Genomic DNA, 13827 nt, shown 5'->3' on the forward strand with positions numbered 1-13827 from the left:
GGCCATGACGACCGGCAACCCCAGACATTTTCTCAATATAGATGACTTCACCTATCCCGAACTGCGCGGCATGCTCGATGCCGCCGTCTCGCTGAAGGAACGTCTCAAAGAGGGCGACCGCCCGCAGCCGCTTAAGGACAAAGTCCTGGCGATGATCTTCGAACGGCAGTCAACGCGGACCCGCGTGTCTTTTGACGTGGGAATGCGTCAGCTCGGGGGCGAGACAATCATGCTCTCGGGCCAGGAGATGCAGCTCAGCCGCGAAGAGACACTGGCGGACACCGCAAAGGTTATGAGCCGCTATGTCGATGCGATCATGATCCGCATCCTCTCCCATGCCGACCTGGTCGAGTTGGCCGAGGCGGCGACCGTCCCGGTTATAAACGGGCTCACACGTCGGGCCCACCCCTGCCAGGTTATGGCTGACCTCATGACCTTCGAGGAACATCGCGGCTCCATCAAGGGGGCCAAGGTGGCCTGGGTGGGTGACAGCAACAATGTGCTGCATTCCTGGGTAAATGCCGCCGAACTTTTCGAATGCGAGCTGACCGTTGCCGTGCCCGATGAGTACTGGCCCGAAAAGGACCTGATGCTGGACATCCAAAAGGCCGGCGACTGGGTCAAGCTGATAGAGGATCCACGCGAGGCAGTGGAAGGGGCTGATCTGGTTATCACCGACACCTGGGTCTCTATGGGCGACACCGACGCGGCCGAGCGCCGCCGGGTCTTGAAACCCTATCAGGTGAACACCAATTTGATGGCACTGGCGGACAAGAACGCCCTCTTCATGCATTGCCTGCCCGCCCATCGCGGTGACGAGGTGACCGACGAGGTGATCGATGGTCCCCAGTCGGTGGTGTTTGACGAGGCGGAAAACCGCCTGCATGCCCAAAAAGCAGTCCTGTGCTGGGCCCTCGGAGCTGAGCTCAACTAGCCCCGAGATTGACGGGATCGATGAGTAGACCTCATGCTGGGTGCTGTCGGACGTGGCGTTGACCACTTCCGGCGGGTTCCCGATGTGGCCTGCTCATGTTTCCGTCTGGGCTGAGCCGACCTGAAAGCCTGACGAATATGGACACGCCTGCCATGACTGAGAACCTGATGAATGCCCTGGGACTGGACCGCCCCGAAAGCGGCGACGATGCAGTCGTGCCGTTCACCCTGGATAAGCTCGACACCCGTGGCCGCACAGTGCGGCTCGGCGAGGCGCTAGACCAGATCCTCAGCCGCCACAACTATCCCGCGCCGGTCGCCCGGCTCCTGGGTGAGGCCGTTGTTCTGGCGTCCCTGATCGGTTCCTCGTTGAAATTCGATGGCCGCTTCATCATGCAGACCCAGACCGACGGCCCGGTGAACCTCATCGTGGTCGACTTCGACGCGCCCGATGGGCTGCGCGGCTATGCCCGCTTTGACCAGGATGCGCTGGTGAAGGCTGCCGAAGAGGGCAAGACGCGGCCGGGCGAGTTGCTGGGAAAGGGACATTTGGCGATGACCATCGACCAGGGACCGCATATGGAGCGCTATCAGGGCATCGTTGCCCTCGAGGGCGATACGCTCGAACAGGTAGCGCATACCTATTTCATGCAGTCCGAGCAGATCCCCACCATGGTGCGGATGGCTGTGGCCGAATTTACCCAAAAGGGCGATCACCGGCCGCACTGGCGGGCTGGCGGCGTGCTGATCCAGCACCTTCCCGAGCACGGCATTTCCCATATGCCGGACCTGCCCGGCGATGGCGATTTCGATAACCCCGAAACGGCCGACCCTGATTTTCAGGAAGCCGATGGCTGGACCGAGGCCAAGACCCTGCTGGCTACGCTCGACGACCTCGAACTGGCGGACCCAGAGCTTTCTTCCGAACGGCTCCTGTTCCGGCTCTATCATGAGACTGGTGTGCGCGTGTTTTCTCCCATTGCGGTGGAGGAGCGCTGCACCTGCTCGGCCGATCGGATCGAGGACATGCTGGCCAACAGCTTTTCGGCCGAGGAGCGCGAAGACATGGCAGTGGATGGACAAATCGAAGTAGTGTGCGAGTTCTGTTCTTCGGCCTATCATTTCAATCCGCATCAGTTCGAAGCCAAGCACTAAGCAAGACGGCCGCCTCCGGGCGGTCGTTTCCTTTTCGCTTAACCACTTGGCGCCAGACAATTTTCATGGCTAACTCGCACCGATGCTGATCGGAGCGATGGCTTTCCATGTCGGATGCCCTTGGCCTGCTGCGGGCGATCCTGCGGGACAAAAGCCTGAGTGAAGGGGACGCAAGGGAGCTACTCGCCCAGGCGCTGGAGCGGGAGATCGACCCCCTGCTCTATTGCGCTGCCGAACTGGGCCTGGGGCCGCGTCTCATCATGGAGCGCGCCGCCGCCTGGGCCGGCATGGCGTACTATCCTAAAATTCCCGACGGTCTGCCGGGGCGTAGCGACTTGCCAATCCTGGAGGCGCTACGCGCAGTCCAGAGTTGTCGAATGCAGCTGTTTGATCGGCATGTCAGCTTTGCCGCGCCGGACTTTTTTGGCGTGTTGCGGCTGCGACGGGCGGTGCTGCACAAGCCTTCGCTGCGCAACCGCATCTGCCTCGTGCCAGGGCCAGCGCTCCGCGACTACCTGGCGCTGTCGGCCGCCGAGAATTTGATCGATGAAGCGCGGCAAAGGCTGGCGCGGCGCTGGCCCTACGCCTCGGCGCAACTCGAGCTCACCAAACCGGTGCGTTATGGCTTCCTGGTTGCGGTGGTGCTGCTGACCACACTTATCCTCGTCGCGCCCTACGTCGCCCAAATCTGGCTTCTGCCGCTGGTGCTGATGCTCCTTGTCGCGCCCGCATCAATCCGGCTGGCGGCAGTGTTCGAACCGCTGCCTCCGCCACCCAAACTCACACGTCCGGCCGATGTCGAGTTGCCGATCTATTCGGTGCTGATCCCGCTCCGCAACGAGGCGGCAATGGTGCCGCAATTGTTCCGCGCCATGCGCGCTCTCGATTATCCGGCATTATGTAGGAAACGCATGTAGCTGAATCCACGCCACAAAGGGCGGGCGCAGTGGACTGGACGTACAGGAAAGATTCTTTTGAAAGACGTGTTGACTCCTGAGACGTCGTGCGGATACCGTCACGTCCAAGGAGATACCCGATGTCTATCGTCCCGCAGGAATCCATCCACGCTATGTTGCATCGTCGCCTTTCCGAACTGGAAAGCGCGATCGAGCTTGCGCGGGCGGCCCTAAAGGAGATGGAAGACGAGCGCGACTTGGCCTCCAAGATCATCCGCGAGAACCGTCTGCAGAAGTCGGGGCCCACCCAACAGGAAGGGACGAGGCAGCAGGAAGGAGACAGCGGATCCGCGGCGAACGGTGCAACTGACGGCCGAGGGGCCGGAGGAATGACCATCAAGCAGATGGCTTTGGCCGTGCTGGCAGATCATCCTGACGGTCTAAGCAACAGCGGCATCTTTGAGGCTATCAGGTCCAGGTTCGGCCAGGAAATTCAGCCTAAAAGCCTATCCCCGCAGTTGGGGCGGCTGGCCGATAGGGACAATAAAATCGTCAAGGAGAATGGCGTCTGGAAATTGGCAGAAAAAAACGCCGGGTAAAACCCAGCGTTTTTTCAATGCCCAACAGTCAGCGAACGTAGCTCAACTGGTAGAGCATTTAGGTTGCCCACCTAAAAGGTTGCGGGTCCGAGCCCCGTCGTTCGCTCCATTTCTCCCGGAACAAGGTGGCGTTGTCAAGTCAGCTTGTTCCGGGAGATTCCCAACGGTGCACCGGCGTCGTCAAAAATCATCCGCACACCAGCTTTTTCAAGGGCTTGCTGCATCGCGACCAGGTTATTCGGGATCGGCGAGCGGCGTCGCTTCTCGAAGTCCCGCACCGTGCTCAACGATACATTTGCGGCCTCGGCCAACTGCTGCTGGGTCCAGTCCAGCCAGCCGCGGGCAGCTCGGCTTTGCTCAGGGGTGATCTGTGACATCTGACAACTATATTAACCAACGTCAACGAATAGCACTGGCATTGGGCGAATCGACGCTTATCTCCAACCCCAACGATAACCGTTGGACTGGAAATGGGCCAGCACTTCCTGCTCTCTGCTGCAGCGCGGACGCTATCCGTGGCGAAGGTCGCCAGGATGGGCGAGGAGGAGGCATGGAACCTGTTCCGGGCGATCCGCTGGTCCGAGACGGACGGTGAACCTTACTGTCCTGATTGCGGTTCCTTGGCCACCTATCGCCACAAGTCCAGGAAGATCTTTAGTTGCCAGGCCTGCGGCCGACAGTTCAGCGTGACCAGCGGCACGATCTTCGCCAGCCGGAAGATGGCCATCCGCGACCTCCTCGTGGCGATCGCCATCTTCGTCAATGGTGTCAAAGGTCATAGCGCCCTGCAACTGTCCCGCGATCTCGATTGCCAATACAAGACTGCCTTTGTCCTGGCCCACAAGCTGCGCGAGGCCTTGGGCGCCGAAACCAAGGAGCGGCAGGCTACTGGAACGGTGGAAATCGACGGCGCCTATTTCGGCGGCTACGTGAAGCCCTCCAACTATGTCGAGAACCGCCGCGACCGACGCCTAGCCCGCAACCAGACCGGCAAGCGCCAGGTGGTGGCCGTCATGCGGGAACGTGGAGGAAGGACACTTCCTTTCGTGGTGCCCAAGGAGTCCCTATCGGTCCCGATCATGGAGAAGCGGATCAGGCTGGACAGCATCATCCATGCCGACGAGGCTTATGGCTGGGATCCGTTGCACCTCTTCTACGAGGTCAAGCGTATCAATCACCAAGAGGCCTATTCGCATGACGGTGCTTCGACCAACCAGGCCGAGAGCTTTTTCTCGCGCATTCGGCGGGCCGAGATCGGCATGCACCACCACATCGCCGGCCCATATCTGGAGTCCTATGCCCTGGAGATGGCCTGGCGCGAGGACACCCGGCAGATCAATAACGGCGAGCAGTTCCTGCTGATGATCCTCGCCAGCCTCTCCCACCCTGTCTCCAGGGTCTGGAAGGGCTACTGGGAGCGTCGGAAAGTATCGTCGCCGGGTCAGGAAGCGCCAGCCTAACATCATCCACCTTGAATTTTTCGATTATTTCAGTTATTTCAGATGAAGCGAAAAACAGAGGAGCTGATCATGAGCACTTCGCAGGTCAAGTTCGACAGTTTCGACGAGCCTACGCGCAACCAGGCGATGGCGGCGTTAAAGGTGTTGAACGCCAACGACGGACATGACGTCAAGCTGCCCGTGGGCAGTAGTTTGGCCCAGATACTTCGCCGGTTCGTGCAAGTGGCGCTGGATGCCGGTGGCGTTGCCTATGGCCCGCTCTCGTCCGATCTGTCGCCGGAACAGGCGGGGAAGATCCTGGGCATCTCCCGACCTCTCGTCGTCCAACGCATGGAGGATGGTCGCCTACCGTTCCACTATGTAGGGGCGCATCGCCGTTGCTCCTTGAAGGATGTTCTCGAGCTGAAAGCCGTCGAGGAAAAGCAGAACCAGATCATGCACCAACTCTACGATGAACTCGATGCCCTTGAACCCGACCACAAGCCGTGAGCGCATAACGGTCCTGGCCGATGCCAACGTTCTCTATTCCAACGACCAGCGGAACATCCTGATGACCTTCGGCGTCGAAGGGGTGATCCGTCTGCGCTGGACGGACGAAATCGAGGACGAGTGGGTAAAGAATCTCGTCCGGAACAATCCTGGGGTTCTTCGGGAAAACATCGAGCGCACCTGCCGGCTCATGCGCAATGCGATATCGGACTATGACGTTTCAGGGTACGCAACCCTAACGGCGGCAACTGGCGACACGGACGCCAAAGACAGGCTGCCGCGGCCATAGCTTGCAAACCATCTACATTGATCACTTGGAACATTAAGGACTTCGACAAGCGGACTTTGTCGAATGAAGGAGTCAGTGTCGAAACACCTGACCATCTCCTCTGCCGTGTGTTCGATGGCAATCCCGCCTTAGTTCATGCTGCCGCCGAGAAGGCCTACGGGTTTGTGAGGAAGAATGGTGGGAAACCCAGTTGGCCGGATTATCTCGATATTCTTGCAACAAGGGGAGCGCCGTCGTCGCTGAGGGAATTTGCGAAAAGGTTGCGCACATTCATTCCCGAAGATGTGCCTGAGCAGATATCCACCAGCGAGATGGATATCGATTTAGTCGAAGTGGAAGAAGTCGTCGAGCCGCCCGCCGGTGGCCCCAAAGGAGGTAAGTGACCTCATTCGTGATCCTGGCCCGCCAAGGCACCTTGATGGTGGCGTTGTCCTGTATGATCGGCAAGCTTCCACACTACCACGTTCGACACCTTGCCGATCCGCTGGATACGACCGCCTCGCTTCTCCTGCAGTCTCAGTGCCTGAACGACGCGGAACGCGACTGACGTCTTCAGATGTCGGTCGGGATTGGGAAATTCCTTCCTGTCGATGATCCAGTCAGACAGCTGGCGTGTATCCAGCGGACCAGCCTGCAGCGCCTCTGTGCAGTAACTCACGATCTCTCGGCGCTTGAAGAGCTGCGCCATGTTGTAATGCGTCGGGAATTCTTCTCCGGCCCGTGGAGGCTGGAACATGTGCATCGTCGCCAGGACGTGCGACAGGGCGGCCTTCGTCTGCTCCAACTCGCGTTCTAGACGTACGATATGGCTCCTCAGATCGTCAGCCTTCGTATTCAGCGTATTGATGACCTGTAGTTCGGGCATTGGGGACTCCTGACCGTGACGCCGGAATGCTGCCATGCTCGAGAGGACACCTGAATATCAGACTACATGCGTTTCCTACATAATGCCGCACATTTGCCGGTGCCGTCGCCTACGTTGAGTTTACCACCCGCGATCTGCTGCCCAAGCAATAAGCTGGCACGCCGCCAAGCCTTACCGAAACGTCATGTTGTGGGGCTTGCACGCGTGACGCGGGAGGTCCATGTCGAGGAGCAGTGAACCTCCTCGGGATCGACCATGACCACCCCGCCACCCGCCCGACGCCGCGCCCTCATGCTGGTCAATCCCAACGCCCGGCGGGGGACCGAGGCGCTTGAGGGGGTAGTCGAGCGCCTGCGCAACGGTGGGGTGGATGCGGTCATCGAACGCTTCGCCACGCCCGACGAGGTCTCTGCCGACATCGCCCGCCGCCGCCATGAGGCCGATCTGGTGATCGTTTGCGGCGGCGACGGCACCATCAATTCGGCCGCTAAGGGCGTGCTCGAAACCGGCTTGCCCATCGGGATCATGCCCATGGGCACCGCCAACGATCTGGCGCGAACTCTGGGCATCCCCGATGATCTCGGTCGCGCCGCGGATGTCGTCATCGCCGGGCATACCAGCCGCATCGATCTGGGCGAGGTCAATGGCCACCCCTTCTTCAACGTCGCCAGCATGGGCGTCGGTGCCGATCTCGCCCGCGGTCTCACGCCCGAGGTGAAACGCCGTTGGGGCAAGCTGGGCTATAGCCTTGCCGCGCTCAAGGTGATGCTCAAGGCGCGCCCCTTCACTGCCGAAATCTTCAGCGATGCCGGTCGGGTGACGGTCAAGACCTTGCAGATCGCCGTGGGCAATGGCGTCCACTATGGCGGCGGCTCGGTCATCCACTCCGATGCCACCATCGAGGATGGGCACCTCGATCTCTATAGCCTCGAGCTCAAGAATGTCTGGAAGTTCGTCCTCATGCTCGGCGCTTTCCGTCGCGGTGAGCATGGCCTCTGGGATGAGGTCCGCACCAACAAAAGCACCGAGTTCGACATCCGCACTCGCCAACCCAAGCCTATCAACACCGACGGGGATATCGTCACCCACACCCCCGCACACTTCGTCATTCGCCCCAAGGCCATCGAAGTCTTCGCGCCTGTCGGGAAGTAATCTCTACCCTTCCTCACGCGTCCGTGAAAAACCGTCTTGGCAAAGCCGCGTCAACTCTTTACAAAACCTCTACCGCTTCAGATCGAACCAAGGGGAGGCGTTGTATGGCAGCATTCATCGAGCTTCCCGCAGGCAACCCTCGCGGTTGACCACCTGCCTTAGGCAGCACGCCATTTAGGCCTGCCGCCCAGCGGTTTCCCTCCACGACCATCTCGATCTTGCGGGATCATTTACTCTCCCGCTCCGGTTGTGGCTTTTTCAATCTCTCCTTTTCGAGGGCCGGTTTGCCGGAGAACGGCACCGGGCTGACATATGAGTCGCAAGAAGCTCGATTTCCGCGCCGACGCGTTCCGCGATGTGCTCGGGTTCACGTTCCGCCATTGGCGCCAGCAACGCTGGCTCGTCGTCCTCATTGCCATCCTGGTGATGGGCGCCACTATTGCCGAAGTGCTGACGCCGCTCTTTGCCGGACAATTGGTTGACGCCATCGCCAGTGGTGGTTCGGCCGACGACACCGTCCGGGGCAGTGCCGTTACGGCGTTAAGCGTCATCATCTTGTTGGGCATCACCTCGGTGGTGCTGCGGCAGTTCACCTTTCTGGGGATCATCCGGCTGACCCTGGTGATGATGAGCCGCATCGCCGGCAACTCCTTTCACCGCGTGCAGCGGTTCTCCACCGATTGGCATGCCAACAGCTTCGCCGGCTCCACCGTCCGCAAGATCACCCGCGGCATGTGGGCGCTCGACCTGCTCAACGACACGCTGCTGGTGGCACTCTTGCCCAGCTTCGTCATGCTGGTGGGGGCAACGCTCCTGCTCGGCTGGCAGTGGCCGGTCATGGGTCTGGTGGTGGGTCTGGGTTCCATCATCTACATCGCTGTCACCGTTGCGGTCTCCATGGGCTTTGTCGCCCCGGCCGCGACGCTCGCCAATGCTTGGGACACCAAGCTGGGTGGAGCGCTGGCCGATGCGGTGAGCTGCAATTCCGTCGTCAAGGCTTTCGGTGCCGAGTCGCGCGAGGAAGACCGGCTTACCCGTGTCGTCGACAAGTGGCGCCACCGCACGCGCCGGCTTTGGCGTCGCGGCACGCTCAATGGCGGCCTGCAAGGTCTGATGATGATCATGATGCAGGCCGGCATCCTGGGAACGGGATTGATCCTCTGGCAGCAGGGCGCCGCCAGCGCGGGTGACATTACCTTCGTGCTGTCGATGTTCTTTGTCCTGCAGGGCCATCTGCGCGATGTTGGCATGCACATCCGCAACCTCCAGCGCTCGGTCAACGACATGGAGGAATTGGTGGGGCTCGAAAGCCAGTCCCTGGGTGTCGACGATCAACCCGGTGCCAGGCCGATCCGCATCACGCAAGGCGAGATCGCCTTCGACCACGTCACCTTCCGCTATGGCGCGCACCAGACGCCGCTTTATCGGGATTTCTCGGTGCGGATCGCGCCTGGCGAGCGGGTTGGCTTGGTAGGCCATTCGGGGTCGGGTAAGACCACTTTCGTGAAGCTGATCCAGCGGCTCTATGACGTCACCGATGGGCGTATCCTTATCGATGGGCAGAACATCGCGGAGGTGCAACAGGCCGCTTTGCGCAGCCAGATCGCCATTGTCCAGCAGGAGCCGATCCTGTTTCATCGAACGCTGGCCGAGAACATCGCCTATGCTCGTCCATCCGCCTCCCGCGCCGAGATCGAGGAAGCCGCTTTTCAGGCCAACGCCCACGACTTCATCCTTGGTCTGCCCAAGGGCTACGAGACCCTGGTGGGTGAGCGCGGCGTGAAGCTCTCGGGTGGCGAACGCCAGCGGGTTGCGATCGCCCGCGCATTCCTCGCCAACGCACCAATCCTCATCCTGGATGAGGCGACCTCCAGCCTCGACAGCGAGAGCGAGGTGCAGATTCAGGAGGCGATGGAGCGGCTGATGGTCGGCCGCACTACCCTGGTCGTCGCGCATCGGCTCTCGACGGTTCGTGCCCTCGATCGCCTGCTGGTTTTCGACAAGGGCAAGATTGTCGAGGAGGGCGATCATGCCGCGCTGATCACCCTCAAGGGTGGCATTTATCGCCGCCTCTTCGAACGTCAGGCGCTGGAGCTGACCAAGGGGCTCGTCGCTTGAGATAAAAGTTGACCTCCCCCTCACGAGGGGGAGGTCGTTGAAGGCATCAACCCTCGATCATCTCGCGGATGCGACTCGCCAGCGTTTCCATGGGGAAAGGTTTGGTGATCATTTGCATGCCCGGCTCGAGGAAACCCGATGCCAAGGTCGCGTTCTCGGCATAGCCGGTCATGAACAGGATCCTGAGCTCGGGGCGCTGCTGCCGCGCCGCATCCGCTACCTGCCTTCCGTTGAGACCGGGCAAGCCGATATCGGTGATCAACAGGTCGATCTTGCGCTTGGATTGGAGGATGGCGAGCCCGGAAGGCCCTTCGCTGGCTTCGATGGCCGTGTAGCCAAGTTCGGTCAGCACCTCGACCACGAGGTCGCGCACCACGGACTCGTCCTCGATCACCAGCACGGTTTCCCCGGCATGCGACTGGTGCTCCTCGGTCAGGAGCGGCAGGTCCTCGGCATCCTCGCCTTCGCCATAAAAGCGCGGCAGATAGAGCTTTACGGTCGTGCCGGTGCCGACCTCGCTATAGATCTTGGCATAGCCCTCGGACTGGCGCGCAAAGCCATAGATCATCGACAGCCCCAGACCAGTGCCCTGGCCGATTGGCTTGGTGGTGAAGAACGGCTCGAACGCCTTGGCAATTGTATCGGCCGACATGCCGGTGCCCGTATCAGTGACGCAGATGCACACATACTGCCCCGGCTTTACCTCACGATCCCGCGCCGCATAGGCATTGTCGAGATGGGCATTGCAGGTCTCGATGGTGAGCTTGCCACCCATCGGCATGGCGTCCCGCGCATTGATGGCGAGGTTGAGAATGGCGCTCTCGAGTTGGTGCGGGTCGCAGCGTGTGGTCCAGAGCCCACCCGCCAACACCATTTCGAGCTCGATATTCTCCCCCATGGTGCGGCGCAGCAAATCTTCCATCTGGCTGACGAGATGGTTAGATTTCACCGGCCTTGGATCCAGCGGCTGCCGGCGCGAAAAGGCCAGGAGCCGGTGCGTCAATGCAGCGGCGCGATTGGCCGTCGTCGTGGCGGCGCTGAGGAAACGGTCGACCTCGCCGGTGCGGCCCTGCGCAATCCGGCGCTGCGCAATGTCGAGCGAGCCGACGATACCCTGCAGCAAATTATTGAAATCGTGCGCAATGCCGCCCGTCAGCTGCCCCACCGCTTCCATCTTCTGCGCCTGGCGCAAGGCCTCTTCGGTCTGTCTCAAGGCTTCGCGCGCGTCTTTTTCATCGGTGACATCGCGCGCCACGGCATGGATGTGCTCTTCATAGGGCACGGCAGTCCAGCTCAGCGTGCGATAGCTGCCGTCGCGGTGGCGATAGCGGTTCTCGAAGGCGAGGGTGGTCTGCCCCTGGCCGAGCTTTCCCACCTCTGCAGCGGTGCTGGCGATGTCTTCAGGGTGGATGAACTCTGCGATGGATCGCCCCACCATCTCGTGCTCGTCCCAGTTCAGCAGGCGCTTGGCGGTCGGATTAACCGAGGTGATGATGCCCTCGTAATCGGCCACCAGCATCAGCTCCTGCGAGATGCGCCACAGCCGGTCGTGGTCGCGGGTGCGGGCCTGCACATTGGCGTGGAGTTCCCGATTGGCGTCTTCGAGCGCCGACCGCGAGCGCGATAGTTCCTCGCGTGCAGCCACCATGTCGTTGATGTCGGCGTTGAGCCCGAGCCAGCTGACCTGGCCGTCGACTTCGCTGACGATGGGCTGGGCCCGGATCAGGAACCAGCGGTAGCTGCCGTCTCGGCGGCGCAAACGCGCCTCGATCTCATAGAGGTCTCCCCGCTGTCGTGCATTATTCCAGGTGGCGAGGAGGGCATCCCGGTCTTCGGGATGGATGATCTCGATCCACCCATCCGGCAGTGCTTCATCCAAGGCTTGCCCCGAAAATTCAGACCAGCGCTCGTTGATATAGCTCAGCGTGCCATCCTGATTGCCGAACCATACAATCGCCGGCGACAACTCGGTCAGTTTGCGAAAGCGGTCCTCGCTCTGTCGCAGTGCATCTTCCGTACGCTTGCGGTCGGAAATGTCTTGCACGACTGCATAAAAACCATCGACCTCCCCCTCCTCATTGCGGTGTGGGATGTGGAGGATGGTCGTATGCACCGCTCCTTCGGGACGGGGCATGTCGATGTCGTAGTGCACCGTTTCCCCGGCCAGTGCGCGCTCGACATATGGACGGCGCGCCGAAAACACTTCCTCCCCCATGACGTCGACCAGCCTCGCCCCGAGCAATTGCTCGCGCGGGCGGTTGAACCAGGTTTCATAAGGCTTGTTGACGAACCGGAAGCGCTGCTCGGCGTCGACATAGGAGAGCAGGATAGGCACGGCATCGGTGATGTCCCGCAGTCGTTCCTCGGAGGCGCGGAGCGCATCGCGGACGGCGCGTTGCTGGGTAATATCGCGGTAGAAGAGGGCCAGCCCGTCGGTGGCGGGATAGGCACGAATTTCGAACCAAGCCATGCGCCCGTCCGGCCATTCATAGCAATGCTCTAGGCTGGCCGGCTGCTGGCTCGCAAAGGCTTGCTTATAGGCGCGGCCAAGTTCGGTCTCTTCTGATCCAGGCCACACTTCCCAGTGCGAGCGTCCGAGAACCTCACCGCGCGAGCGGCCATCGCTGCGCAGCCCTTCCGGGTTGATTTCAACGATCCTGAAGTCCGCATCCAGCAGCAGGAAAGCCTCGCCCATGCTTTCCAGAACGTCGGCTATGCGCTGCTCAGCCGATTTCTGCGCAGCCTGGGCGCGGGCACGCTCCACCGCCGACCAGGTACGCTCGGCCACGTCCTGCACCAGTTTGACTTGTTCGTCGCTCCAGTTGCGCGGCCGATGATCATGCACATAAAGCGCCGCAATCATGCGCTCGTTCTTGATCAGGCTCGCCGTGATGGCTGTCGCCATCTCGATCGCACTGAAGGCGGCGATGATCTCCGGCGTCGCGGTGCGGGGGTCGGTCGTGACGTCTCGAACCACCAGGGCGTCGCCGCGCTTGAGCGCAGCATGAACTTCAGGGCCGAACCCGGCAAGGTCATGCGTGCCATTGTGGTGGCCGACGCTGCCATTGGTCCAGTTGTTGGCGGTGGTGAAATAGCGCTCGCTCTCTTCCACCTCGCCATAGCCGACCCGGCTCACCTGCAGGTACTCTCCCAGCGCCCGCTGCGCCGTGGCTATGATGTCGGCGGGGTCGCTGAGTTCGCGCAGCTGCGCTTCAAGGTCCAAATGGAACTGATGCGTCCGTGCCGCCAGCACTGTTTCGGTGGTTTCCGTTGCCGCGCAGATCATGCCGACGATCTCGGAACCATCGTAGATGGGCGTGTAGGAAAAGCTGAACCAGGCTTCCTCCAGATAGCCCTTGCGCTGCATGGGGATCAGCAGGTTCTCGTACCAGCTTCCCTCTCCGGCCAGCGTGCGCTCCACGATGGGTCCGATCTGTTCCCAGATGTCGCTCCACACGTGGGGAAAGGGACGCCCCATGGCGGCGGGATGCTTCTTGCCCAGAATGGGAGCATAGGCATCGTTGTAGAGAAAGGTGAGATGCGGTCCCCACGCAATGAACATGGGCTGCCGGGCCGCTAGAATAAGATGGAGATAGCTCTGGAGCGTTATCGGCCAATCGGCAGGGTCGCCCAGATCATGGGTCGCCCAGTCTATGCTGTACAGAAGCGCCTTTGCCCCTGCACCCGCGGCGGCCAATGGCCCGCCGGCCGATCCGTCGATGGATTCTGACACCTAGTTCGCTACCCTTTATTTCGTCGGCTACCCGCCTGCTGCGATGTACTGATAGAGGTCTGTCGCAGCAAGTTCTTCTCCCGGTCCGGTGGAACTATGTGGCCGCGCTTTTGTTCCTGCGGGACGAAACTGGACGCA

The 13827-nt window shown here is 61.0% G+C and carries 13 protein-coding genes and 1 tRNA gene; 11 read left to right on the top strand and 3 right to left on the bottom strand.

Going from position 1 to position 13827, the window contains the following annotated elements; all coding sequences use genetic code 11:
* The first annotated feature begins 4 nt into the window (after window positions 1-4).
* The 5 genes from argF (at window position 5) to QOV41_RS17660 (ending at window position 3692) form a co-directional block, all read left to right on the top strand.
* Entirely contained in the window at window positions 5-934 is a 930-nt protein-coding gene (gene argF, locus QOV41_RS17640; protein WP_284578151.1) for an ornithine carbamoyltransferase, read from the top strand.
* A gap of 152 nt (window positions 935-1086) precedes the next feature.
* Window positions 1087-2088 carry an Hsp33 family molecular chaperone gene (locus tag QOV41_RS17645; RefSeq protein WP_284578153.1) on the top strand — a complete coding sequence of 334 codons (1002 nt, stop codon included), beginning with the start codon at window positions 1087-1089 and terminating at the stop codon, window positions 2086-2088.
* A gap of 107 nt (window positions 2089-2195) precedes the next feature.
* A complete protein-coding gene (locus QOV41_RS17650) occupies window positions 2196-3005 on the top strand; it encodes a hypothetical protein (RefSeq protein ID WP_284578155.1) in 810 nt (269 codons plus the stop codon).
* Between the two features lie 119 nt (window positions 3006-3124).
* Entirely contained in the window at window positions 3125-3583 is a 459-nt protein-coding gene (locus QOV41_RS17655) for a hypothetical protein (RefSeq protein ID WP_284578157.1), read from the top strand.
* 31 nt (window positions 3584-3614) lie between these two features.
* Window positions 3615-3692: transfer RNA gene (locus QOV41_RS17660), tRNA-Gly, on the top strand.
* Between the two features lie 25 nt (window positions 3693-3717).
* Here the strand turns inward: QOV41_RS17660 and QOV41_RS17665 are convergent.
* Window positions 3718-3960 (bottom strand): helix-turn-helix domain-containing protein, encoded by a 243-nt coding sequence (locus tag QOV41_RS17665; RefSeq protein WP_284578159.1) that lies wholly within the window; start codon window positions 3958-3960, stop codon window positions 3718-3720.
* A gap of 93 nt (window positions 3961-4053) precedes the next feature.
* Between QOV41_RS17665 and QOV41_RS17670 the strand changes: the two genes are divergently transcribed.
* From QOV41_RS17670 to QOV41_RS17685, 4 genes are all read left to right on the top strand, one after another.
* A complete protein-coding gene (locus QOV41_RS17670; RefSeq protein WP_284578160.1) occupies window positions 4054-5043 on the top strand; it encodes an IS1595 family transposase in 990 nt (329 codons plus the stop codon).
* Window positions 5044-5112: 69 nt separating this feature from the next.
* Window positions 5113-5532, top strand: a complete 420-nt coding sequence (locus QOV41_RS17675; RefSeq protein ID WP_284578162.1) for a MerR family transcriptional regulator — start codon at window positions 5113-5115, stop codon at window positions 5530-5532.
* Window positions 5510-5821 carry a hypothetical protein gene (locus tag QOV41_RS17680; RefSeq protein WP_284578164.1) on the top strand — a complete coding sequence of 104 codons (312 nt, stop codon included), beginning with the start codon at window positions 5510-5512 and terminating at the stop codon, window positions 5819-5821. Before QOV41_RS17675 ends, QOV41_RS17680 begins: the two co-directional genes overlap by 23 nt.
* A gap of 17 nt (window positions 5822-5838) precedes the next feature.
* Window positions 5839-6204, top strand: coding sequence for a hypothetical protein (locus QOV41_RS17685; RefSeq protein ID WP_284578165.1), 366 nt, complete (start codon window positions 5839-5841; stop codon window positions 6202-6204).
* Between the two features lie 2 nt (window positions 6205-6206).
* On the opposite strand, the gene QOV41_RS17690 is transcribed toward QOV41_RS17685, so the two are convergent.
* Complete coding sequence (locus QOV41_RS17690; RefSeq protein ID WP_284578166.1) at window positions 6207-6686, bottom strand: hypothetical protein; 480 nt, start codon at window positions 6684-6686, stop codon at window positions 6207-6209.
* Between the two features lie 255 nt (window positions 6687-6941).
* On the opposite strand from QOV41_RS17690, the gene QOV41_RS17695 reads away from it, so the two are divergent.
* Together QOV41_RS17695 and QOV41_RS17700 are read left to right on the top strand one after the other, a co-directional pair.
* Window positions 6942-7838, top strand: coding sequence for a lipid kinase (locus QOV41_RS17695; RefSeq protein WP_284578168.1), 897 nt, complete (start codon window positions 6942-6944; stop codon window positions 7836-7838).
* A 312-nt stretch (window positions 7839-8150) separates the two neighbouring features.
* Window positions 8151-9956: an ABC transporter ATP-binding protein gene (locus QOV41_RS17700; protein ID WP_284578169.1), complete on the top strand. Its 1806-nt coding sequence runs from the start codon at window positions 8151-8153 to the stop codon at window positions 9954-9956.
* Window positions 9957-10002: 46 nt separating this feature from the next.
* Here QOV41_RS17700 and QOV41_RS17705 read toward each other — a convergent pair whose 3' ends face one another.
* Entirely contained in the window at window positions 10003-13689 is a 3687-nt protein-coding gene (locus tag QOV41_RS17705) for a PAS domain S-box protein (RefSeq protein WP_284578170.1), read from the bottom strand.
* Window positions 13690-13827: the final 138 nt, after the last annotated feature.

Source organism: Devosia sp. RR2S18 (assembly GCF_030177755.1).
GTDB lineage: Bacteria > Pseudomonadota > Alphaproteobacteria > Rhizobiales > Devosiaceae > Devosia > Devosia rhizosphaerae.